The 24064-nt window shown below is 31.1% G+C and carries 26 protein-coding genes; 15 read left to right on the top strand and 11 right to left on the bottom strand.

Annotated features, from left to right (window positions below; translation table 11 throughout):
* The first annotated feature begins 40 nt into the window (after nt 1–40).
* The 3 genes from WNY78_RS05625 to WNY78_RS05615 all read left to right on the top strand — a co-directional run bounded on the left by WNY78_RS05625 (nt 41) and on the right by WNY78_RS05615 (nt 3819).
* A complete protein-coding gene (locus tag WNY78_RS05625) occupies nt 41–1405 on the top strand; it encodes an O-antigen ligase family protein (RefSeq protein WP_342872212.1) in 1365 nt (454 codons plus the stop codon).
* Complete coding sequence (locus WNY78_RS05620; RefSeq protein ID WP_342872211.1) at nt 1356–2363, top strand: glycosyltransferase family 4 protein; 1008 nt, start codon at nt 1356–1358, stop codon at nt 2361–2363. Before WNY78_RS05625 ends, WNY78_RS05620 begins: the two co-directional genes overlap by 50 nt.
* A gap of 61 nt (nt 2364–2424) precedes the next feature.
* A complete protein-coding gene (locus tag WNY78_RS05615) occupies nt 2425–3819 on the top strand; it encodes a sugar transferase (protein WP_342872210.1) in 1395 nt (464 codons plus the stop codon).
* Nucleotides 3820–3832: 13 nt separating this feature from the next.
* On the opposite strand, the gene lnt is transcribed toward WNY78_RS05615, so the two are convergent.
* Together lnt and WNY78_RS05605 are read right to left on the bottom strand one after the other, a co-directional pair.
* On the bottom strand, nt 3833–5431 hold the full coding sequence (gene lnt, locus WNY78_RS05610) for an apolipoprotein N-acyltransferase (protein WP_342872209.1): 1599 nt from the start codon (nt 5429–5431) through the stop codon (nt 3833–3835).
* Complete coding sequence (locus tag WNY78_RS05605) at nt 5431–6495, bottom strand: PorV/PorQ family protein (RefSeq protein WP_342872208.1); 1065 nt, start codon at nt 6493–6495, stop codon at nt 5431–5433. The genes lnt and WNY78_RS05605 overlap by 1 nt, the downstream gene beginning before the upstream one ends.
* A gap of 124 nt (nt 6496–6619) precedes the next feature.
* Between WNY78_RS05605 and WNY78_RS05600 the strand changes: the two genes are divergently transcribed.
* The 4 genes from WNY78_RS05600 to WNY78_RS05585 all read left to right on the top strand — a co-directional run bounded on the left by WNY78_RS05600 (nt 6620) and on the right by WNY78_RS05585 (nt 9322).
* On the top strand, nt 6620–7363 hold the full coding sequence (locus WNY78_RS05600; protein ID WP_342872207.1) for a CDP-alcohol phosphatidyltransferase family protein: 744 nt from the start codon (nt 6620–6622) through the stop codon (nt 7361–7363).
* A 9-nt stretch (nt 7364–7372) separates the two neighbouring features.
* The gene (locus WNY78_RS05595) at nt 7373–8200 is read left to right on the top strand and encodes a tellurium resistance protein TerC (RefSeq protein WP_342872206.1); all 828 of its coding nucleotides are present in this window, start codon (nt 7373–7375) and stop codon (nt 8198–8200) included.
* A gap of 9 nt (nt 8201–8209) precedes the next feature.
* Entirely contained in the window at nt 8210–8806 is a 597-nt protein-coding gene (locus tag WNY78_RS05590; RefSeq protein WP_342872205.1) for a hypothetical protein, read from the top strand.
* Between the two features lie 78 nt (nt 8807–8884).
* A complete protein-coding gene (locus tag WNY78_RS05585; protein WP_342872204.1) occupies nt 8885–9322 on the top strand; it encodes a hypothetical protein in 438 nt (145 codons plus the stop codon).
* 104 nt (nt 9323–9426) lie between these two features.
* Here the strand turns inward: WNY78_RS05585 and lptB are convergent, their stop codons facing one another.
* The 5 genes from lptB to WNY78_RS05560 are packed head-to-tail and all read right to left on the bottom strand — an operon-like array spanning nt 9427 to nt 13154.
* Nucleotides 9427–10194: an LPS export ABC transporter ATP-binding protein gene (gene lptB, locus WNY78_RS05580; RefSeq protein WP_342872203.1), complete on the bottom strand. Its 768-nt coding sequence runs from the start codon at nt 10192–10194 to the stop codon at nt 9427–9429.
* 1 nt (nt 10195) lies between these two features.
* On the bottom strand, nt 10196–11014 hold the full coding sequence (locus tag WNY78_RS05575; RefSeq protein WP_342872202.1) for a glycosyltransferase: 819 nt from the start codon (nt 11012–11014) through the stop codon (nt 10196–10198).
* Nucleotides 11015–11021: 7 nt separating this feature from the next.
* Complete coding sequence (locus WNY78_RS05570) at nt 11022–11366, bottom strand: carboxymuconolactone decarboxylase family protein (RefSeq protein ID WP_342872201.1); 345 nt, start codon at nt 11364–11366, stop codon at nt 11022–11024.
* On the bottom strand, nt 11359–12189 hold the full coding sequence (gene tatC, locus WNY78_RS05565; RefSeq protein WP_342872200.1) for a twin-arginine translocase subunit TatC: 831 nt from the start codon (nt 12187–12189) through the stop codon (nt 11359–11361). The genes WNY78_RS05570 and tatC overlap by 8 nt, the downstream gene beginning before the upstream one ends.
* Complete coding sequence (locus tag WNY78_RS05560) at nt 12189–13154, bottom strand: KpsF/GutQ family sugar-phosphate isomerase (RefSeq protein ID WP_342872199.1); 966 nt, start codon at nt 13152–13154, stop codon at nt 12189–12191. Before WNY78_RS05560 ends, tatC begins: the two co-directional genes overlap by 1 nt.
* 86 nt (nt 13155–13240) lie before the next feature.
* On the opposite strand from WNY78_RS05560, the gene WNY78_RS05555 reads away from it, so the two are divergent.
* Nucleotides 13241–15442 carry a RecQ family ATP-dependent DNA helicase gene (locus tag WNY78_RS05555; protein WP_342872198.1) on the top strand — a complete coding sequence of 734 codons (2202 nt, stop codon included), beginning with the start codon at nt 13241–13243 and terminating at the stop codon, nt 15440–15442.
* 44 nt (nt 15443–15486) lie between these two features.
* Here WNY78_RS05555 and WNY78_RS05550 read toward each other — a convergent pair whose 3' ends face one another.
* Nucleotides 15487–15921 carry a hypothetical protein gene (locus WNY78_RS05550; protein WP_342872197.1) on the bottom strand — a complete coding sequence of 145 codons (435 nt, stop codon included), beginning with the start codon at nt 15919–15921 and terminating at the stop codon, nt 15487–15489.
* A 113-nt stretch (nt 15922–16034) separates the two neighbouring features.
* Here WNY78_RS05550 and WNY78_RS05545 point away from each other — a divergent pair, with 113 nt between their 5' ends.
* Nucleotides 16035–16967 (top strand): peptidylprolyl isomerase, encoded by a 933-nt coding sequence (locus WNY78_RS05545; RefSeq protein WP_342872329.1) that lies wholly within the window; start codon nt 16035–16037, stop codon nt 16965–16967.
* 195 nt (nt 16968–17162) lie between these two features.
* On the opposite strand, the gene WNY78_RS05540 is transcribed toward WNY78_RS05545, so the two are convergent.
* Nucleotides 17163–17543 (bottom strand): hypothetical protein, encoded by a 381-nt coding sequence (locus tag WNY78_RS05540; protein ID WP_342872196.1) that lies wholly within the window; start codon nt 17541–17543, stop codon nt 17163–17165.
* A 176-nt stretch (nt 17544–17719) separates the two neighbouring features.
* Nucleotides 17720–19513, bottom strand: a complete 1794-nt coding sequence (locus WNY78_RS05535) for a serine hydrolase (RefSeq protein WP_342872195.1) — start codon at nt 19511–19513, stop codon at nt 17720–17722.
* Nucleotides 19514–19718: 205 nt separating this feature from the next.
* Between WNY78_RS05535 and WNY78_RS05530 the strand changes: the two genes are divergently transcribed.
* Genes WNY78_RS05530 through WNY78_RS05505 form a run of 6 tightly spaced genes read left to right on the top strand, consistent with a single transcriptional unit; the run spans nt 19719 to nt 23594 of the window.
* Nucleotides 19719–20141 (top strand): DUF2141 domain-containing protein, encoded by a 423-nt coding sequence (locus WNY78_RS05530; RefSeq protein ID WP_342872194.1) that lies wholly within the window; start codon nt 19719–19721, stop codon nt 20139–20141.
* A 12-nt stretch (nt 20142–20153) separates the two neighbouring features.
* Nucleotides 20154–20777 (top strand): hypothetical protein, encoded by a 624-nt coding sequence (locus WNY78_RS05525; protein ID WP_342872193.1) that lies wholly within the window; start codon nt 20154–20156, stop codon nt 20775–20777.
* A gap of 6 nt (nt 20778–20783) precedes the next feature.
* Nucleotides 20784–22133 carry a histidine kinase gene (locus tag WNY78_RS05520; RefSeq protein ID WP_342872192.1) on the top strand — a complete coding sequence of 450 codons (1350 nt, stop codon included), beginning with the start codon at nt 20784–20786 and terminating at the stop codon, nt 22131–22133.
* 12 nt (nt 22134–22145) lie between these two features.
* Nucleotides 22146–22484, top strand: a complete 339-nt coding sequence (locus WNY78_RS05515; protein WP_342872191.1) for a 2TM domain-containing protein — start codon at nt 22146–22148, stop codon at nt 22482–22484.
* Nucleotides 22484–22807, top strand: coding sequence for a 2TM domain-containing protein (locus WNY78_RS05510; RefSeq protein ID WP_342872190.1), 324 nt, complete (start codon nt 22484–22486; stop codon nt 22805–22807). Before WNY78_RS05515 ends, WNY78_RS05510 begins: the two co-directional genes overlap by 1 nt.
* Nucleotides 22808–22838: 31 nt before the next feature.
* Nucleotides 22839–23594 (top strand): LytTR family DNA-binding domain-containing protein, encoded by a 756-nt coding sequence (locus WNY78_RS05505; RefSeq protein ID WP_342872189.1) that lies wholly within the window; start codon nt 22839–22841, stop codon nt 23592–23594.
* 2 nt (nt 23595–23596) lie between these two features.
* Here WNY78_RS05505 and WNY78_RS05500 read toward each other — a convergent pair whose 3' ends face one another.
* Nucleotides 23597–24040 carry a DnaJ domain-containing protein gene (locus WNY78_RS05500; RefSeq protein ID WP_342872188.1) on the bottom strand — a complete coding sequence of 148 codons (444 nt, stop codon included), beginning with the start codon at nt 24038–24040 and terminating at the stop codon, nt 23597–23599.
* Nucleotides 24041–24064: the final 24 nt, after the last annotated feature.

Genomic DNA, 24064 nt, shown 5'->3' with positions numbered 1-24064 from the left:
TGGATTATCAAAATCAATTCATTAATCAATACTATAAATAGTGAAAACCAATATTACATACGTAACTGCTGTGGTTTTTCATATTGCAATTGGGCTTTTAATTTATTTAAATGAAAGTCTTGCAAAAATCTATTTTGCATCTGCATTAGTGTATTTTTTATATAGAATTATCTTAGTTGGTGAAAAACAAAAAACCTTTGAAATTCTAAAAGCATGTGCCTATTTTGTTGGAGCAGAAGTTTTTCTTAGAACTACAAAAGGTGCTATTTCTTATGAAGCAGGTAAGTACCTCGTAATTGTATTTATAATATTGGGTATGTTCTATAAGGGGATTTCCGGTAAGGGATATCCTTATTTTATTTATCTTATGCTATTAATTCCATCAATTTTTGTAGCCTCAACAACATTGAGTTTTGATGCTAATTTTAGAACAAATATAGCTTTTGTTTTAAGTGGGCCATTATGTTTAGGTTTGGCAGCATTATTTTGCTACGATAAGAAAGTTACCTATAGACAAATGTCTCAGATTTTATTATTTATGCTGCTTCCTATTCTAACTCATACTGCATATGTGTATTTCTATGCGCCAGATTTACGAGATGTTTTAACTAATACAGCATCTAATCGTGAAGCAGCTGGTGGTTTTGGTTCAAACCAAGTAGCAACAGTTTTAGGGCTTGGTATGTTTATTCTTGGGATTCGCTTATTTATAAATTCGAAAACTATGGCTGTAAGGGTTTTAAATATGTTGTTGTTGACATTTGTATCTTATCGAGCTGTGGTCACCTTAAGTAGAGGAGGTGTAATTGTTGGTGTTATATGTATTCTCATTTTTTTATTTTATTACTATATACAAGCAAAATCTAAGGCTAAAAATCAAGTTTTAGGGGTTTTTGTTCTTTTTAGTACAGCTCTAGTCATGGCCTGGTTTGTAAGTTCTAGCCAAAGTAGTGGGCTTACAGATAAGCGTTACGCTAATCAAAATGCAAGAGGAGTTCAGAAAAAAGATGTAACTACAGGTCGTAAACATCTATTTCTTGAAGAAATTGAAGGCTTTATTACTAACCCTTTTTTGGGTATTGGGTCTAGTCGAGCAAAAGATAGACGTATTGAAGAGGAAGGACAGGGAGTTACTTCTCATAACGAAATAAGTAGAACTTTAGCCGAACATGGAGTTTTTGGAGTCATAATATTAATTATTTTACTTTTTAAACCCCTTGATTTAAGAAGTAAAAATAGAAAAAACTATTACTTCTTTGCTTTTTTAGCTTTTTGGTTCGCTACAATCAATCATTCATCTATGCGTATTGCTGCACCAGCTTTTATATATGCACTTGCGCTTTTAAATGTCGTTAATGAAAAAAATCCTATACATAGGAAACAACTTAAAAAACAGCAAGTCTAACTTATCAGGAATTCAAATTTTAGGACCATTATTAGAAAATGAAGGTTATTTCATTCATTATGCGTCATCTAAAACAAATAAAGTTCTTAGATTATTAGATATGATTAAATCATGTTTTAAGTATTCTAAAATTGTAGATATTGTTTTAATAGATACTTATAGTACTCAAAATTTTTACTACGCATGGACAATTAGTAAAATTTGCAGATTATATAACATACCATATATTCCTATTTTGCATGGAGGCAATTTGCCAAAACGTCTTAAATCGCACCGTAAAAAAAGTGAATATATTTTTAGCAATGCTATTTTTAATGTAGCACCATCGTTGTATTTAAAAAAAGAATTCAATCATCATGGTTATGATAATGTTAGATTCATTCCTAATACGCTAAACATAGAAAACTACAATTATATAGAAAAAGACTTTACATGTCCAAAACTTTTATGGGTGCGTTCATTTTCAAAAATATATAATCCTCAGTTAGCGATTAAAGTTTTGAAATTATTAAAAGAAACATATCCTAATGCACAACTCTGTATGGTTGGACCAGATAGTGATGGAAGCCTTAAAGAAGTTAAGAGTTTAGCATTTAGTTTAAATGTAGATGTGAAGATAACAGGTAAGCTTACTAAACAAGAATGGATTGATTTATCAAAAAACTATAATGTTTTTATCAATACCACGAATTTTGATAATACTCCGGTTAGTGTCATTGAAGCAATGGCTTTAGGATTGCCAGTTGTTTCCACAAATGTAGGAGGTATGCCATTTTTAATAGAAAATGGTCATAACGGTATTTTAGTAGAGCCAAAAGATGAGCAACAAATGACAAAAGCAATAATTGAAATACTAAATAATGATATCAAACGACGTGATATTATTAAAAATGCAAGGATAAAAGTTGAACAATTTGATTGGCAAAAGGTCAAAAAACTCTGGTCTGAAGTCTTATGACGAAATAATTGTTAAAATGTAACTTAACTTATTATATTTACAAAAGACCCAAAGGAAAGGAATGAGCCGAAAAAAAGATATACATTTTGAGATTTCAGAACGTAAAATACTACTTCGTATCATAGATATATGTGTTATAATTCTTGGTTTGTACCTTTTGCAAATTTCAATAAACTATGATTATTTAACAGTTGCTAAAGATAATTTAGGGTATCTCATAGTATTGGCAATTTATATAACCATATTCGGAACAATTTTTGAAATTTACGATCTTCAAAAATCAAGTAAGTTAGATGTCACCTTTAGAAATATTGTTTTAACAGTATCTACAACAGTGTTATTTTATCTTTTAACTCCTGTATTAACACCATTTCTTCCTGAGCAACGACTTCAAATTATATATTTTTATTTATGTATAATAGCCGTAATATTTATTTGGAGATGGATTTATATTACTTTTATATCCACACCAAGATTTTATAAAAAAGTACTTCTAGTAGGAGAAATTTCTAATATTGAAAATATTATAAAACCCTTAAACCAGTCTGATCCTAATTATAGAATTGTAGGATTTATAAATTCTGAAACTGAAGTAGAATCGCCAATAAAATTTAAAGGTTTAAAAGAATTTAAGCCTGAAAACTTACTTCAAGTCATAAGAGATGAGAAAATTTCAGAAATACTTGTAGCCAGTTATAACTCTGAAACCATAACAACAGAGATTTATCACGATCTTATTTCATTACTCGATCAAGGATTCATAATTAGAGAATATACCCAAGTTTTTGAAGAAATTACCTATCGTGTACCCATTCAATTTGTTGGTAAAGACTTTTATAAATATTTTCCGTTTAGTCGTAGTAATCAAAACAAATTGTATTTGTTTTTTCAACGTGCATTTGATATTATATTTTCAGTATTAGGACTAATTTTTGGATGTTGTATTTTACCATTTATTTTCCTCGGAAATTTTATTGCAAACAAAGGTCCTCTGTTTTATTTTCAAGAGCGCGTAGGTCAAAATGGAAAGCTATTCCAAATTGTAAAACTGCGAAGCATGATTGTAAATGCTGAAGTTGGAGGCGCAAAATGGGCTCAAAAAAATGATGTGAGAATCACTAAATTTGGTATGTTCCTCAGAAGATCACGTCTCGATGAAATCCCTCAGTTTGTAAACGTTCTTAGAGGAGATATGAGTATTATAGGTCCACGTCCAGAACGTCCGTTTTTTGTAAATGAACTCTCAAGGATAATCCCTTTTTATGAAACTAGGCACATCGTAAAGCCAGGACTTACAGGTTGGGCTCAAGTCAATACACGCTATGGTTCTTCTGTTGATGATAGTTTAACAAAACTTCAGTATGATTTATATTATATAAAACATAGGAGTGTGTTTTTAGATATTAATATTGTTGTCAAGACTTTGAGTACAATTCTGTATTATAGAGGTCAGTAAGGAGATTTTAAGTTTACAGTTGCTCTTTTTTTCTTCGGAAGAATCCAATCAATCCAACAAAAATTAGAATAAAAATGCTAATTCTAGCAATGTAATCTCCTGCCATTACATAGAATGTAATTTTGTCATTAGTTACGAGTTGACCAGATAATGCTCCTTTTTCTCCATAAGCAAGACTACTAGTTATGTCACCTTTAGCATTTATAATTGCAGAAATACCAGTGTTAGCACTTCGTACAATATCACGACGTGTTTCAACAGCTCTTAGCTTAGCATAACTTAAATGTTGCTTATGACCTTGTGTTACATTCCACCACGCATCATTGGTTATGATAGCTAAAAAGTTGGCTTCATTTCTTACGTAACCTGTTACAAATTCACCATATACAGATTCATAGCAAATTATTGGAGCAGCTTTGTACTTGGAATTTGATGATGTAAAAACACCTCTATAATCTTGCGTAGTTTTCATGGCAATGGTACCACCAAGATCTATCATGAAATCTCCAATTATAGGTTTTAAAATATCTTGGTATGGAAAGTTTTCAACTCCAACAACCAATTTTGATTTATTATATTGTTGTACTGAGTCTGATCTATTAATTAGTAATGCAGAATTATAATCGTCATACCAAGTATTAGGCGTGAATTTATAAACATTAGTTTCTTTTCTAATTTTGCTCTTGTCATTGAACATGTCGTAAAATGAAATCCCAGTCAACAGATTTACATTAGGATGTTCTAAAACGTAACGGTCAAATTTGTTTTTTAATAACGAATTATTGAACTGTTTAAGTCTTGTGCTTTCTGCTAAAAAAGTTTCAGGAGCAATTACAAAATCTGTAGAATCTGTGATTTTTGAGTTGGATAATTCAAAAAAGAGCTCGGCAAACTTCAAATTAGTCATGTTATATTTTTCCGAATACGGATCAATATTAGGTTGCAACGCAATCACATTAACTGTTTCTCCTTCATGTGAATATGTACTATATATTCCCAAGGAAACAATAATAGGCACAATTATGAGTCCAGCACATTTCAGCAATAAAGATTTTAAAACCAGTTTTGATTTTTCTTTTTGATAGAATAGAACACCTTTAAAAAGAAGTACGTTTAAGATCCAAACCCAAAGTGTACCTCCAAAAGTGCCAGTGTATTCATACCATTGAATCCAGCTTATATATTCTGAAAATCCATTACCAAGATTAAGCCAAGGCCAAGAGAACTCCCAACCTAAATGTAGTTTTTCGAAACTAATCCATAGTACAACCAAAAATAATAACGATCTGTTTTGTGATTGTCGTTTAGCATATTTATGATAGATTAAAAAGATGAGTGCCATTAATGCTGAGTTTACAAAAACAGCAAAACCTGCACCAAAAGGGTCGGCAAAACGTAACCAACTTGTGGTAATCGCATTCCAGATGAGAAATGTGAGATAGGAGAGACCAAAAATTTTGAGGCCTTTACGTTTTTCTTCAGATAATCTCAGTTGATGCTCTGCGATTAATAATGGTACAAATGCAAAAAATAATAATATTGGAAAACCATAGGTTGGCCATCCTAATGCTAATATTATTCCTGAAGAAATTGAGAGTAAAAATTTATTCACTATCTAAAGATACTTAAATCGAGTTTCAATGAAAAGACATTGGAGTATAAAGCTGCACTTTGGTCGCCAATATCTGTGAAAGCATAATCTATTTGAATGCCTCTGTATTTAAATCCAAGACCTAAACTAGGTTGAAAAGTTAAATTTTCAGAATTATCTAATTGCAATTCATTTTGAAAATTACCAGCTCCAGCTCTTAAAAATACTAAGTCTGTATAGCCAAACTCAAACCCTAAAGCAGGATTGAAACTTGCAAAAGAGGATGATATCACATCATTATTTTGCTCAAATCTAACATTCATGTCAAAAGAGGCTAGTAATGAATAGTCATAATGAAAGATGAATTTTTTAGACATCCCAATTTGTAATTTAGGGATGGTAAGCTCTGTGCTTTCTGGAACAGTTTGATTTTGACCTTCAATAGCATTTTGAATCTCTGCCAATTTATCTTCATCAAAAGACCAGGCATTAAAAGTAGTAGTAATGTCTCTAGCCATGATACCAAACTTCCAATCGTTTTTACTTTCAAATTGAATTCCTGCATCAAGACCAAATCCCCAAGAATTAGCAAAATCACCAATAATACGTCTTACTACTTTGGCGTTAACACCATAGCTCAAGCCGTCTAAAGGTAGTTTTCTAGCGTATGAGAATGTCAAAGCATAATCTGCAGTAGAGAATAAACTCACTCTATCATAATTAATATTTCCTTGATCGTCAATTAATTGTGTGGTATCTAATATATCATCAACTCCAAATCTAATAAGTGATAACGCTATTGCACTTTTATCATCTAAAGGTTTGGCAAATGCAATATAATTGTAGTTAGCAATGTTTGCGAAATAGCTAGAATGTAAAAGTGCTAATTGACTGTCTTCAAGATTTACAAGTCCTGCAGGATTCCAATAACCAGAATTTACATCTGCAGTATGAGAGGCAACACTATTACTCATTCCTAGAGCAGCTGCATCAACACCAATATTCAAAAATTCATTAGAATATTTAGTTTGACCAACGCATAAAAATGTAATCAATGTTGTAACAATGAATAGGTACTTTTTCAACAGCAAAAATTTTTTACAAAGATGCACAATATTTTCTATCTAGAGAACTTCAAAAAGCAGTAGATATTGTCTTTGTTTTGTGTTTGTCAAAAATAGTTTGCTATTTTTACGCAAATCTTAATGTATGTCTATAAATAAGTACATCCCTAACTTTGTAACCTTGCTTAATTTATTTTGCGGAAGCATTGCAGTCATCTTCGCAGTTCATAACAACTTCGTTGCTACAGCAGTATTCGTGTTTTTAGGTATTTTCTTTGATTTTTTTGATGGTCTTTTAGCTAGAAAACTTAATGTTCAAAGTCCGTTGGGAGTTCAATTAGATTCTCTTGCAGATATGGTAACTAGTGGTTTAGTGCCAGGAATCGTGATGTTTAAATTAATTTCAATGAGTATTAACGCTCCAGAGATTGTTACTCAAAACGAATGGAATACTAATTTCAGTTTTAATGAATTAAATATTGCTCCATTAGCACTTATTGGTTTATTTGTAACACTAGCATCAGCTTATCGTTTAGCCAAATTCAATATTGATGAGGATCAGCAAACGTATTTTAAAGGGTTGCCAACTCCAGCAAATACTTTATTAGTCATATCATTACCTCTTATTATAGAATTTCAGAATAGCAGTTTTGCTACTAATTTAATACTAAATCAGTGGTTTTTAATTGCGTTTACTTTAATGAGTTGTTATTTACTGAATTCAAAAATTAAACTATTTGCTTTAAAATTTAAAGACTATAGTTTTGTAAATAATAAGTTTAGGTACGCACTAATAATTGCGACTGCAGTTTTATTAGCCATTTTTCACTTTATGGCAATACCATTAATTATTTTACTCTACATTATTTTATCCTTAATTAAAAAATAAACCAAAACCATGTTAGAAGTCATTTTTACACTATTAATGCTTGTGCTTTTACAAGCTGTTTTAGGATTTGATAACCTCCTTTATATTTCATTAGAATCTAAAAAGGCACCTTTAGACGATCAAAAACGCGTTCGTAAAGTCGGGATTTTAATAGCCATAGTATTAAGAATTGTATTACTCTTTATTTTGGTACGTGTTATTGGATATTTTCAAGAGCCCTTCTCATGGTTAACAGGAGAAATTGAAGATGTATTACATTTTGCATTTAATGGTCATAGTTTAATTGTATTAGCGGGTGGAGCTTTCATTATTTATACAGCCATTAAAGAAATTTGGCATATGATAGGTAAAGTAGATTTAAATGAAGAGGTTGATGGTGATGGTAAAAGTAGAAAAACAGCCAATGCAGTTATTACCAGTATTGTCATTATGAATTTGGTGTTTTCGTTTGATTCAATTTTAGCAGCTATTGGTTTAACTAGCGAGATTGAGAATCCTACAACTGCATTTATCGTTATGGCAATTGCAATTGTATTAAGCGGATTATTGATGTTATTATTAGCCGATAAAATTTCTACATTCTTAGCAAAAAACAGAATGTATGAAGTGCTTGGTTTGTTTATTTTGTTTATTGTTGGTATCATGTTAGTGACAGAAGGTGGTCACTTAGCGCATCTTAAAATCTTCGGAAATGAGATTGTCCCAATGAGTAAAACAACATTCTATTTTGTGATTGTGGTTCTTATTATTACAGATATTGTTCAAGGTCGTTACCAAAAGAAGTTGATTGCAGAACAAGAAAGTACAATTTTAAAAAATAAAGATAAAAAGGCTTAGGCTAAACTCATGAAAGACTTAAACTTCCCAATAAGCTTCACATTTAATGTGACGACATTATCAAACGATTTTACAGCAAAAGATGCCTCAGGTAAAACTATTGCTTACGTGAGACAAAAAATGTTTAAGCTAAAAGAAGCCATAAGTATTTATGATAATACTAATAAAACCAATTTAACTCATACTATAAAAGCAGATCAATGGATAGATTTTTCGGCAGCATACAGTTTTAAAAATGCTCAAGGTAAAGAGATTGGTAAGATTGCAAGAAAAGGTTGGGCTTCCATTTGGAAAGCACATTACGAATTAATTGATCAACATCAAAATCTACAATATCATATAAGAGAAGATAATGCTTGGGTTAAAGTGATGGATAATATGTTGGGAAATATTCCTATTCTTGGCGGATTTACAGGATATCTATTCAATCCAAGTTATACAGTAACCGATTTAAATGGTCAAGCTATTTGTCAATTAAAAAAGGAACCTTCTTTCTTCGGAAGAAAATTTAAACTCTCCAAGCTCAAACCAATTGATAATGATGATGACGAACGTATCATTTTAGGATTTATGATGATGGTGTTGTTGGAACGTAGGAGAGGGTAAGATATGTGTCGGTTATTTTTTTTACTATTTGTCCTATTATCGTTTTCTTGTAAAGATAAAGAGGTTGAAAGCTTTCAATTGAAAGATATCAACCTAGATTTAGTTTATGATGACAGTATTTGTGTAAAAAAAACCGAATGGATACAAAGAGAATTTTTTGAAAATGAAATTCAGAAATATTCTAAAAAATACAACAATAATTTATTTGAGAAAGTTCTAATTGCTCATTTTTCAAGTGAGGGAGAAGTTATAGATAATAATTCTTTAGTAATGTTATCATTCAAAGATGGGAAAACTAAAGTTATTCATCAAGGCAGGAAATCAAATGATTCAATATTTATTGATAAATATTCGTTTAATAGTTTTGTAAGTAAATTTGAGAAAACATCATATGCGTCTTTTCCAAACCAAATAACATTCATAGAATTTAAAAAAAATAATATCGAATGTTATTTCAGTGATTCTTATAGTGGTGCAGTTTTCGAAAGTTTGAAAAATCTAAATTTTTTTAATTAAAAGAAATTAGACTCAGTAATAGCTTCAGAAAAAAAAGAATGGGAATATATGATAGAAAAGTATAAGAAAAAATAATAAAAAAGTTTCTCAAATTAAATCGAATTCTATTCTTTAGATTTTGGACTTGCCTCAAAATTCAATTTCTTCTTACGCAACTCAAAGTTCTGTCCTAAATACACTTTACGAACCATTTCATCGCTAGCCAATTCTTCTGGCTTTCCAGCTTTAAGAATGCTACCTTCAAACATCAAATAGGTTCTATCTGTAATAGCTAAAGTTTCTTGTACGTTGTGATCTGTAATAAGAATACCAATATTCTTTTTGGTAAGTTGAGCTATAATACGTTGAATATCCTCAACAGCAACTGGATCAACACCAGCAAACGGTTCATCTAATAATATAAAATCTGGATCTGTTGCAAGTGCACGAGCAATTTCGGTACGACGACGTTCTCCACCAGACAATAAATCACCTCTACTTTTTCTTATGTGCTCTAAACTAAACTCGTCAATTAAAGATTCCATCTTAGCTTGTTGCTCCTTCTTGCTCAATTTTGTCATTTGAAGCACGCTCAAAATATTATCTTCTATACTCAATTTTCTAAATACCGAAGCTTCTTGAGCTAAATATCCAATCCCATTTTGAGCACGTTTGTACATTGGGTAATTGGTGATATTGTTACCTTCTAGAAAAATATTTCCACCATTAGGTTTGATGAGTCCAACAATCATGTAAAAAGACGTTGTTTTACCAGCACCATTTGGTCCCAATAATCCAACAATTTCTCCTTGTTTAACTTCTAGAGAAACGTCTTTTACTACTTTTCGTCCGTTATAGGACTTCATTAAATTTTCGGCTCTGAGTGTTTTCATCCTAGCTTTTAATAATTTTCAATTTCAAAAATAATCGTTTAAAATTAGTAATCATATTACTTAAGGCAATATTAACGTTAGATTTAAGCTTAAAATATTTTGTAATTCCGAAGTCAGAAAATTGAATCGTATTTATTTCTTTAAAATGAAGTTTCTCAGAATTGCTAATATTTTTCTCATGGATTACTTGTAACCATAAGGGGTGATCTATAATCGTTTTGTGAGGATTAGTGTTCCAATCTAAATGTATTCTACTCAAAACTGTTACACAATTATTCTTTTCTTCAATAAGGCTCACAAACGGATTAAATGCTGCTTCAATTTTTCTAATAGCAGGTGTGTTGTGACTCTTCAAATTTAATTGATATCCATTTATGATATCTATGATAAAAGAAGCTTTAGGAGTAAAATTTTGTTGTACAGTCTCGACAAATTCTTGATGTAAACTGTCATCATTATCCAATCTGGATGTAATTATATGGGTTGTGTGATTAGTACAATAAGATTGGATTGTTTTAAGTATAATTTCGTTGGCATTTGTACTACTGTCAATATATATAGGAACAAAATTTGCAAATGATTCTCGTAAATTTTGAATTTTTTGTTTATAGATTTCAGGTGTTTCAATATCAAAACAAACAAGCCATTTAAAATTGAGGTTTGATTGTTGTATGATTGATGGGTAGCAATACGTTTCAAACAAATTAAAGCGGTGTTTTAACCATGCTATTGAAGTAACATCTTCACCTTGTTTTGTTATGACCCATTCTTTTAGTTTTAAATTGAAACGGGTAATAATAAAATGCTCAAACTTTTGCATAAAATTATTATTTACCTTCTAATGCATCCCAATATTCATAAGCTTTACGTAAATGAGGAATCACAATCGTACCACCAACTAAAGTAGCAATACTTAAGGCTTCAACAACTTCCTCTTTATTTAATCCAGCTTTATGGCTAGACTCTAAATGATACTTGACACAATCATCACAACGCAAGACTGTAGATGCAACTAATCCAAGAAGTTCTTTAGTTTTTTTATCTAAAGCGCCTTCAGTAAACGCATTAGTATCTAAATTAAATATGCGTTTGATAACTTTATTATTATCTGCTAAAATAGCATCATTCATTTTAGAACGATAGGCATTAAATTCATTAACTATATCAGACATGGGTTTTCTTTTCTTTTTTAGATTGATTTTTCACTACAACTTTAGATATATAAATACTAATTTGGTATAAAATTAATATAGGAATTGCAACAATAACCTGACTAGCTAAATCTGGAGGTGTAATTATTGCAGATAGAATTAATACAATTACTAATGCGAATTTTCGATATTTTCGCATAAGTTGAGGCGTTACTAATCCTATTTTAGTTAGAAAATAGATGATAATAGGTAATTCAAATACAAAACCAGAAGCCAAAGATGAAGATCTTATCAATGCAATGTATGAGCTAATTTGAAATTGATTCTCAATATCAGGACTAATACTATAATTTGCTAAAAAGTTTATAGATAATGGTGTTACTATATAATATCCAAAAAGAACACCAGTAAAGAAAAGTAGAGATGTTACAATAATAAAACCTCGCGAATGCTTACGTTCATTAGAATGTAGTCCTGGACTTATAAAACTCCAAAATTGGTAAATGATATATGGAAATGCGATAATAAAACCAGCATAAATAGAAGTCCAAATATCTGCTGAAAATTGAGCAGACATCTCTAAACTTTGAATTTTAAAAGGAAATTCTGCAGCACAAAAAGTGGTGTCGTTAATGCCAATAAGTTCAGATACCTTACAAAGCCATTTATAGGTAGGGAAATCCATTTGCTTAGGTGCAAAAACAATGTATTTAAAAATCCATTTACTAAATATAAATGCGACAGTCGCACATATAAATATAGATGCAGTAATTCTAATTAAATGCCATCTTAAGTCTTCGAGATGATCAAGAAAAGACATCTCATCGGTATTTGTTTTTGTCATTATATAATACCTTCTTTTATTAAATCATGAATATGAATAACACCTGCATAATCACCATTTTTTTCAACCAATAATTGAGAAATACCATATTTCTCCATGAGTTCCATAGCATCAATAGCCATGGCATCTTCATCAATTCGTTTAGGATTATTACTCATTATATCTTTTGCAGTTAAATGAATAAATGCGTCATTTTTAGTAAGCATTCGTCTTAAATCTCCATCAGTAATAATACCTGCAATTTTGTTATTATCTACAACAGCTGTTACACCAAGCATTTTTTCTGAAATTTCTACAATCACATCTTTAGCTGTTGTATTGAGCTCTACTTTTGGTTTTTGATTCACAGATGATAAATCACTAACACGTAAATACAAACGTTTACCTAAAGCGCCTCCAGGATGATATTTTGCAAAATCTTTGGTAGAAAATCCACGAAGCTCTAATAAACAAACAGCTAAAGCATCACCCATAACTAATTGTACGGTTGTACTTGTGGTAGGTGCTAAATTATTAGGACAAGCTTCTTGCTCAACGTAAGCATTCAGAATAAAGTCTGCTTGTTGTGCCAAAAACGATTTGTCATTACCAGTTATGGCAATCAACGTGTTTTTAGCATTTTTAATAAAAGGGACTAATACTTTAATTTCAGGCGTATTTCCGCTTTTAGAAATACAAATCACGACATCATCTTCTAAAATTAATCCTAAATCACCATGAATAGCATCTGCTGCATGCATAAACACAGAAGGTGTTCCTGTAGAATTTAAAGTGGCTACAATTTTGTTAGCGATGATGGCGCTTTTTCCTATACCAGTAATGATAACACGTCCTTTAGAGTTGTAAATTAAAGTGACTGCTTTAGCAAAATCATCTGTTAATAGATCACTTAAATTGGCTATAGCATCACGCTCTAAATTGATAGTCTTTCTTGCGGTTTTAAGGATAGATTGAATACTGTTCAAAATTAATTTTTTTTCAGTTTGATGGGTTTAAAGAAATTGTTATCTTTAGGTTTATGCAAATGTATCAAAAATACTAATAGGGATTAATGAGTACAACAAAAATTGATATACATTCTGCACTCAAACAACACTTTGGTTTTTCTAAGTTTAAAGGACTTCAAGAAAGCGTCATTAAAAGCGTTGTTGCACGTGAGGATGTATTTGTTATTATGCCAACAGGTGGAGGAAAATCACTGTGTTATCAACTACCAGCATTAATAACAGAAGGTACTGCAATTATAGTGTCACCACTAATTGCACTAATGAAGAATCAAGTAGATGCTATTAGAGGTATTTCAGATCATGAAGGCGTTGCCCATGTTTTGAATTCGTCTCTTAATAAAACAGAAGTCAAACAGGTTAAAGAAGATATCGTTAACGGAGTGACTAAATTGTTATATGTAGCTCCAGAATCTCTTACTAAAGAAGAGCACGTAGAGTTTTTACGTTCTGTTACTATTTCATTTATGGCTGTGGATGAAGCACACTGTATCAGTGAATGGGGACACGATTTTAGACCAGAGTATAGAAATCTAAGACATATAATAAAGCGTATTGGAGACAATATTCCTATTATAGGACTAACTGCTACAGCAACACCAAAAGTTCAAGAAGATATTTTAAAGAGTCTTGATATACAAGATGCTACAACTTTTAAAGCTTCTTTTAATAGACCAAATTTATATTATGAAATTCGCCCAAAAACCAAAAATGTAGATGCAGATATTATTCGTTTCGTTAAAAAGAACGAAGGGAAATCTGGTATTGTTTACTGTTTGAGTAGAAAACGTGTTGAAGAATTATCACAAGTATTACAGGTTAATGGTATTAAAGCAGTTCCTTATCATGCAGGATTAGATCCTAAAACAAGAGTCAAACATCAAGATATGTTTTTGATGGAAGATTGTGACGTTGTTGTCGCAACCATTGCTTTTGGGATGGGAATTGATAAGCCAGATGTTAGATTTGTGATTCATCATGATATTCCAAAAAGTATAGAAAGTTATTATCAAGAAACAGGACGAGCTGGTCGTGATGGAGGCGAAGGACATTGTTTAGCATATTACGCTTATAAAGATATTGAAAAATTAGAAAAATTCATGTCTGGGAAACCTGTTGCAGAACAAGAAATTGGTCACGCTTTACTTCAAGAGGTTGTTGCTTTTGCAGAAACATCTGTGTCTAGACGTAAATTTATACTTCATTATTTTGGAGAAGAATTTGATAACGCAACTGGAGAAGGTGGAGATATGGATGATAATGTGCGTTATCCTAAAAAGCAAAATGAAGCAAAAAGTGATGTTGTCATTGTGTTAGATACCGTCAAAAAAACTAATGAAAAGTATAAATCAAAAGATTTAGTACAGGTTTTATATGGTGAAACGAATGCACTTATTTCTTCTCATAAAACAGATGCTTTACCTTTCTTCGGAATAGGGAAACATCAAAATAAACGCTATTGGATGGCATTAATACGCCAAATATTAGTAGCTGGTTTCCTCAAAAAAGATATTGAAACATATGGTGTTTTAAGAATTCCTGAAGCAGGTCATGAGTATTTGAAATCACCTAAATCTTTCATGATGGCAGAAGATCATGTCTTTGATGAAGGTACAGATGATGGTATTGTAGCAGCAGCAAAAGGAGCTGGAGGAGTAGCAGATGAAGTATTAATGAAAATGCTAAAAGATTTAAGAAAGCGAAATGCTAAATCTTTAGGTGTACCACCTTTTGTTATTTTTCAAGATCCTTCATTAGAAGATATGGCTCTTAAATATCCAATTACTATAGAAGAATTAGGAAATGTTCATGGTGTTGGAGACGGAAAAGCAAAAAAATACGGTAAAGACTTTGTTGAATTAATTTCTCAGTATGTTGAAGATAATGAAATTGAAAGACCAGATGACTTTGTTGTTAAAAGTACAGGCTCAAATTCTGCTATAAAATTATATATTATTCAAAATGTAGATAGAAAATTACCACTTACAGATATTTCTTCTAGTAAAGGGATGACTATGGCAGATTTTATAAAAGAAATGGAAGCTATTGTTTTTTCTGGTACTAAACTGAATATCAACTATTGGATTGATGATATTCTAGATGAAGATCAACAAGAAGAAATTCATGACTATTTTATGGAGTCTGAAACTGATAAAATTGATGATGCTATAGAAGAGTTTGATGGTGATTATGATGATGAAGAATTACGTTTATATCGCATAAAGTTTATTAGTGAGGTGGCTAATTAACTGTTAATGTAAATTAAGAAGTCTTGGTTGTAAGTTTATGATATTTACACTTTTTGTTGAGAATCAAATACAACTTTTTGTTTCTTTACTGTAAGTACTAATTGTTTTATTGTAGAACGTTTAATGCTTTCTACGGCTTCTTTTTCAATTTCAAAATCAATTCTGGTTACATATCCCTTAATAAAATCATCAATTTGATCAGATTCTATTTCGTCCATATCAGATTTCAAATCTAAAGTGTAATTATTACCTTCAATTAATAGTTTTGCACCAGTTTTTGTTTTTAATTTAAATGCACCAATAATGTAGGTTTGAAAATAATAATAGCCTCCTAGTTCATTATAACCAGCATAAATCACACTTTGTTTAGAGACACCAAGAGGTTCGTCTTTACTGTGTGTTAAGATAGTTTCTATATAATTATCATCAACTGCTTCTTCTTTTTTTTGTTTCTTTCCAAAGCCACCAAAAATTCCCATAGATCAATTTATTTTTTTCAAAACTAATAAAATTCACGTTAAAAACTTATAACGCATTGCTTATAACTTTTAACTTAGTTTCTTATCTTTGCATTTCATTAAAAATCATGACAATGCAAGACGGTTTATACGCAAAATTTAATACAACAAAAGGCGAAATTTTAATCGCTTTAGAATTTCAGAAAACACCAGGAACAGTAGGTAATTTCGTAGCTTTAGCTGAAGGGAATTTAGAAAATAAAGTGAAGCCTCAAGGGACTCCTTATTATGACGGATTGAAATTTCACAGAGTTATTCCAGATTTTATGATACAAGGAGGTTGTCCTCAGGGTACAGGAACTGGAGATCCAGGTTATAAGTTTGATGACGAATTTCATCATGACTTAAGACATGATGGACCAGGAGTTTTATCTATGGCAAATTCAGGACCTGGTTCTAATGGAAGTCAGTTTTTTATAACACATATTGAAACACCTTGGTTAGATAATAAGCACACTGTCTTCGGAAATGTCGTAGAAGGACAAGATGTCGTTGACGCTATCACTCAAGACGATGCCATCAATACGATAGAAATAGTTAGAGTAGGAGCAGATGCTGAAAAATTTAATGCAGTAGAAGCATTCAGAACTTTTGAAGGATCTAGAGAAAAAAGAGTAGCTGCAGAGCGTGAAGCTGCAAGAGCAGAATTAGATAAATTAGCTTCAGGTTTTGATGAAACTGAAAGTGGTTTACGTTACCAAATCATCCAAAAAGGAGCAGGTAAATCTGCTGAAAAAGGAAATATGGTTTCTGTACATTACAAAGGTCAATTAGCAGATGGAACTGTATTTGATTCATCTTACAAAAGAAATGCACCATTAGATTTTCAAGTTGGAGTTGGTCAAGTAATTGCAGGTTGGGATGAAGGAATTTGTTTATTAAACGTTGGTGATAAAGCACGTTTGGTAATTCCAAGTGACTTAGGTTACGGTTCTGCAGGTGCAGGAGGCGTTATTCCACCAGATGCTACATTAGTATTTGATGTGGAATTAATGGATGTAAAGTAAGCAGAGAACCAAGTTTTGCTTTTTGCAAAACTTGAGTGAATCGCTTATCCCGAACTCGTTTCGGGATCTCAAAGAATAAATTTTGAGAATCAAAACTAAAAGCATCTCTTATCCCAAACTCATTTCGGGATCTCATAAGATAAAGGAAAAAGCACCAATTTTATTGGTGCTTTTTTATATAATAAAAATAAGATTCTAGTTATCCTTATAAATCAAATTTACAGTTAGCTCAGCAGTTTTTTTATCTAAAACTACTTTGTATGTTGAGTTTTTGTTATCATTTTCTTTGATATATAAGTCATCGACACGTGTAAATTCGTTTTTAGTGACATAATCATCTAGATCAACATTATCAGTATCAATTATAAATTTTGACACCTTTTTATTGTCTTCACATTTGCAATCTGTAGTAGTAACTTCAGGAATATTAACACCTGTTCTTAATTCGATATTATCAATGTTAAATTGTTCGCACGATTGTGTGTTATATATAAATTTTCCGAAGAGATTTAAACCAACATAAATAAGAGAAATAAATGTAACAAATGATAATATATATATTAGATGTTTTTTCATTCTTTTGATTTTAGGTACAACGTGTTTTATATCTATTTATTATTAATAAAAAGATTAAACGCTTTAATTCTATAGATGCTGCTGTACAATGGGCAACCAATAAAGTGTTGGCTGAAGTAGAAGATTAAAAAAAAGCACTCCATTTAGAGTGCTTCTTATAATTTACTAAGTCTTTTTTATTTCCGTTTTGCTACAAATGTTCCATTAGGCTGAGTCATTTTTATTTCGCCAATTGTACCGTCTTCAGATTCTAAAAATTCAACTTTAAAACCTTCTAAAGTCTTAAACGAAAACTTATGTTTAGAAGTTGCGATTTGCTCATATTCTGGTTGCCCTTTTACAAATAAATAAAGTACATCTTTTTTGATATACACTTTTATTTCAGTTCCAGAGATATCATATGATCCAGTGTATTTTTCTAATGTTTTTGGGTCTACATCAATAGTATTTGGTGTACGCTTAAACATAATTGCATCTACAGCAGGTTCTATCTTTATTGTTGCTCCAGAAATATCTCCAGCTTCATTTGTGATGAAAGTTGCTTTTACAGATTTTCCATATTGAGTGGTATCTACTTTACCTTCAGAAACATCAATTATTTCATATACATCATAATGATAATGGTGAAAATACGTTTTATCGTCATTGAGTTTAGAAAACAATGAATCGTTTTCTACGAAAATCTCAAATTTACCGTAACCTTCATTAGAATAAGAACCAGTATAATCTAAATTGATATGTGATGGTTTGGTGTTTTTTACAAAAGAAGTTTCAGAGTTTTCCTCAACTTCTTCCTGGGATTTTTTACCTTTTTCTTTGTTTTCTTCATAACGTCCAATCCAATCTGTACGTTCTTCACCAATCATTCTATCTGCAATTGTATTTCTAACTAACGTTGGTACAGATGAACCATTTTGATTTGCTAATACTACAATACCAATGTTGTCACTTGGGAAGAATGCTACATTAGCTGAGAAACCATCAATGTTTCCGCCATGCTCAACACGATAATGACCTTTGTATGATTGTAAAAACCAGCCATAACCATAATTCGCAAAATGTATATCTGGAAACTTATCATCAGGAATATTAGCACCAACAACCATTTGTGAACTCATGGCTTCATTAATATAGCTGTCAGGAATAATTTCTTCACCTTTATATTTTCCATTATTAATCCATGTTATTAACCATTTAGACATATCATTAACACTACTGTTTATGCTTCCTGCAGGAGACATTCCAGCAATATCATAATAGTCCATTTTTTTGATGACATCATCTTTCACTTCATAACCAAAAGATGCATTACTTGCAGATTTCATTTCGGCAATTGTAGCATTTGTTCTAGTCATTTCTAAAGGTGTAAAGAAGTGCTCTTTTAAGTTGTCTTCCCAGCTTTTACCAGTAATGCGTTCTGCAATAACACCTTGTGTTAAAAAACCAAAGTTATTATAATACCATTGTTGTCTAATTCCGGTAAATGGTTCTTGATGTTTTAAACGCATTAAAAGACTGTCTTTATCATGAGTAGGGAAATAATACCATGATCCATCATGACGAGGTAATCCAGTACTATGTCTCATTAAATCTTTTATAATGATATTGTTATTCATATCATCATTATAGAATTCTAATTCTGGAATGTACTTTTTTGGATGGTCATCAAAAGATAATTTGTCATCAGCTCTTAACAATCCTAGAATAGAAGAAGTAAATGCCTTTGTAGAAGATCCAATAGCAAAAAGTGTATTAGCGTCAACAGGGACTTTGTTTTCATAATCTCTAAACCCAAATCCTTTAGCGTAAATGATGTTGTCTCCATCTACAACTGCTACAGCAAAACCTGCTGTATTCGTGGTTTCAAGGATTTTATTTAATTCTTTTTCGATATTTTTAAGTCGTTTGTCTTGTGCATTAATTGAGAAGGTGATCAGAAAACCTAAAGTGAGTAAAGCTAATTTTTTCATTGTATTGGTTTTTGTTAGAATAGATAATTGATTATACTCTGGTTAGTAGCTATTTATTGTTATAAGTTACTTAATTCTTTATGTATTTTACAATTCGTCATGAAGAAATTACAATTCAGTTATTCTCTTTTTTAAAATCTAGACTTCTGTTAGATATTTGTCACATCAATCAAGCTGAAACAATTTCAGTATAAAACAAAACATCATGAGCACAGTAGTCAAAATTTTCATCTTCTTTTTATTTAGTCAATTACTAAATGCACAAACAACAACTGGACAGGATATTACGGTTAAAATTAATAATCTTGAGAGTAACAAAGGAAAAGTGTATGTTGCAGTATATGACTCTGAAGGTTCTTTTTTAAACACAGGTATAAAATCGACCACGACTATAATCACTGGTAACAGTTGTGAAGTTACATTTAATGACATCCCGAAAGGCGTTTATGCAATTTCCATGTTTCATGATGAAAATGACAACAATAAAATGGATAGTAATTTTCTAGGTATCCCTAAAGAAGATTATGGATGCTCTAATAATGCGAGAGGCTTTATGGGACCACCAAAGTGGGAAGACGCAAAATTTGAAGTAAAAGATAAATCAATAACACAAACTATAACACTATAACACTATAACATTATGCAAAAATTAATACTCATCGCAATTATTTTGGTTTCAGGTTTTACATCTGCACAAACCAATTATGAAAAAGGAATGCAAAAGGCTTTTGCGCTTTGGCAAGACAATAAAACCGACGAAGCAGAAAATATGTTTGAACGCATATCTAATGCAGAAACTAACGAATGGCTTCCTCATTATTACATCGCTCAAATTAATAGTTTAAAAAGTTGGAATGAGAAAGACGAAAAAGTTTTAAAAGCACAATTAGATAAAGCACAAGAGCACATAAATAGTGCATTAGCAATTAGTAATGATAATCCAGAAATTCTTGTAATGCAAGCACAAGTTCTAACCAATTGGGTTGCTTATGATGGAGCAGTCTACGGAATGAAATATGCAGGAAAAATAACAGAACTCTATAATAAAGCCTATAAGCTAGCGCCAGAAAACCCAAGAGTAGCATTTAATAAGGCAGATTGGGCAATGGGAAGCGCTAGGTACTTTGGTCAAGATACCAAACCGTATTGTGCTGAGATAGAAAAATCAATTGAACTTTTTGCTACCTTTAAACCAGAAAGCAATTTACATCCAAATTGGGGAATAGAGCGTGCAGAACAGGTTGCTAAATCGTGTAAAGAATAATACAATATGTCAAAATTATCTAAAAATATCATTTTAACCTTAATTATCGGGTCTGTTGTTTGGCTCATCGGAAATCTGATTTCTGGAGGTTTTGACTATAAAACAGTTAATGATTTTTTAATTGATTTTGGGTTTTACCAACTGTATTCATTTGTTCTTGGACTTTCAAACATGGCTTACTTTGATTACATGGAGCGTCGTAGTTGGAAAAAAGGTGATACTATTAAACGTATTATAATAGGAATATTAGGTTCTACAATAATTACCTTAATTGGTTTGTTCTTTTTAAGACTGTTTACATCAATGGTTTTATATGATGTTACGTTTGAAAAATTTATACAAACTGAAACTTGGAACAGAGGCTATAGTTTCGGGTTATGGATTACATTAACAATCGTTTCCATATTTCATGTTGTATTTTTCTATAACAGGTATCAAAAAAATAAAATAAAAGAGCAAAAGGTTATTGCAGGAACTGCAAGCGCAAAGTTTGACGCTTTAAAAAATCAGTTGGATCCACATTTTTTATTTAATAGTTTAAATGTTTTAACTAGTTTAATTGAAGAGAACCCTAAAAATGCGCAAAAGTTCACAACCTCTTTATCTAAAGTGTATCGTTATGTTTTAGAACAAAAAAATAAAGATCTAATTACTGTAGACGAAGAGTTGAGGTTTGCTAAAACCTATATGTCACTTTTAAAAATGCGTTTTGAAGACAGTATTATATTTGAAATTCCGGAGCAAGCAACAAATCCTGAAAGTAAAGTAGTACCATTATCATTACAATTATTACTTGAGAATGCAGTAAAGCATAATATGGTGACAAGTAGTAAGCCATTGCATATTAAAATTTATGAAAGTGATGGAATGCTCATTGTAGAGAACAACCTTCAGCCTAAACAAATCGTAAAAAAGAGTAGTGGAGTTGGATTAGAAAACATCAAGCAACGCTATCAATTATTATCAAATAAAACAGTATCAATCAATCAACAAGCAAACAGTTTTGCAGTCGCAATACCAATGCTTACAAAACAAGTATCAATCATGAGATCAATAGAACCAAAATCACAATTTGACGACAGATATGTAAGAGCACGTAAACGTGTAGAATCAATGAAAGAATTTTATTATAGTTTAATTTCCTACTGTTTAGTTATCCCATTTTTATTTTTCATTTGGTATCGCTACACGCCATACACCATACAATGGTTTTGGTTCCCAATGCTAGGTTGGGGAATGGGATTAGCGTTCCATGCGTACAAAGTCTACGTTAATGATGGAGTATTAGGAAACAGTTGGGAACAACGTAAAATTGAAAAATTAATGCGTGAAGAAGAAGAACAACGTTGGAATTAAAATAGTAATATCATGGAAAATAATATAGAACCCTTCGGAAATAGTAATACTCAAAGAACTTGGAAAAAAGAAGAAGCTTATCTTAGAGCTCAGAAAAAAGTAAAAGCCATGATGGGATTTTACTGGCATTTGGCGTCCTATGTAATAGTGAATGTATTTTTAATCATTTTGATAACTAGCAATGGTGGAACACTATTTAGCTTTGGGACATTCTCTACAGCATTTTTTTGGGGAATTGGACTTTTCTTTCACTTCATGGGAGTTTTTGGACCAAATTTTTTCTTCGGAAAAAAATGGGAAGAGCGTAAGATAAAGGAGTTAATGGATGACGATAATAAACATTGGGAATAATGGAAACAAATAAATTTTTACATGAAGAGCGTTATAAGCTAGCTGCAAAAAGAGTAAAACAAATTAAAGGGTTTTACACACATTTAACAATTTACATTATCGTTAATCTCATCTTTGTTTTTATTAATATTCAAAACCTAGAAGAAGGTGAAAGCTATTTTCAATGGCGTAATTTTATCACATTTTCTTTTTGGGGAATTGGTGTATTAGCACATGCAGGCTCAGTATTTTTGCCAAATATAATTTTTGGTAAAAATTGGGAAGACAAGAAGATTAGAGAATTTATGGATAAAGAGTCTAATGAGACTAAACGATACGAATAATTATCTACCAACCACAAAATAAATTAAATACATGAGTATCATTATTATAGAAGACGAAAAACCTTCCGCTAGACGATTACAACGTATGTTAACCGCTTTAGATATGGAAGCAGAGACGATGTTACATTCTGTAGAAGAATCTATAGAATGGTTTCAAAATAATGAACATCCAGATTTGATTTTTTTAGACATTCAATTAAGTGATGGTTTATCATTTGAGATTTTTGAAACTATAGATATTAAATCTGCTGTGATTTTTACGACAGCATACGATGAATATGCTCTGCAGGCTTTTAAATTGAATAGTATAGATTATTTATTAAAACCTATTGATGAAGATGATTTAGAGATCGCAGTTAAAAAATATAATGAACGTGCACCAAAGCAACAATCGGTGACTTTAGATTTTGATGACATAAAGAAATTATTAGTAAATCCAATTGAACGCGAGTATAAAAAACGATTTTCGGTAAAAGTTGGTCAGCACTTAAAATTGATAAATATTGATGATATCGAATGTTTTTACAGTGAGAATAAAGGAACATATGCTTTTACTCAAGAAGGAAGAAATTATTTGCTTGATACGACTTTAGAACAGCTTGAAGATGAATTAGAACCACACAAATTTTACAGAATTAGCCGTAAGTTTTATATCAATATAAATGCCATTAAAGATATGGTGAGTTATACAAACTCCAGACTTCAAATAAAACTGAATACTTATAAAGAGCAAGATGTGATTGTTGCGAGAGAGCGCGTAAAAGATTTTAAAGAGTGGTTGACATAGCTCTAAAAAACATCAAGAACATCACCAAGTGAGTCTCCTAAACCTTCAAGAAAATCTCCATCAATAGAAAATAAACCTTCTATACCTGCTTCAATAAATATGTCTTGTACTAATAATTTAGCAATGGAATACTCGCTGTAGGAGTCAGCCTTTTTCTTAGATTCTTGTTTCCATTCGCTATACTGAAACTTCTCTATTGGTTGATCTATAATTATGGGTTTATTGATTTCCGAAGAACACAACATTTTATCATAAGCTTTGCGTCTTTCTGGATTTGATAGAATATGAAAACCTTCTACCAATAAATCAAAATGAGATTTGGCGTTTTCAGATTGGTTGTTATCAGGATGATAAATGGCAATTTCTTTTCTAAACGCTTTTTTAATATTGTCTAAGTCAGCTGAATCTTCAATGTTAAGAATGTTGTAGTAATTAGTTAATTCCATGATAATAGTTTTCTACCTATAAGT

Source organism: Psychroserpens sp. AS72, assembly GCF_038900375.1.
In the GTDB taxonomy this organism is placed as follows: Bacteria; Bacteroidota; Bacteroidia; order Flavobacteriales; family Flavobacteriaceae; genus Psychroserpens.
This window is presented reverse-complemented; position numbering and strand designations above follow the sequence as displayed.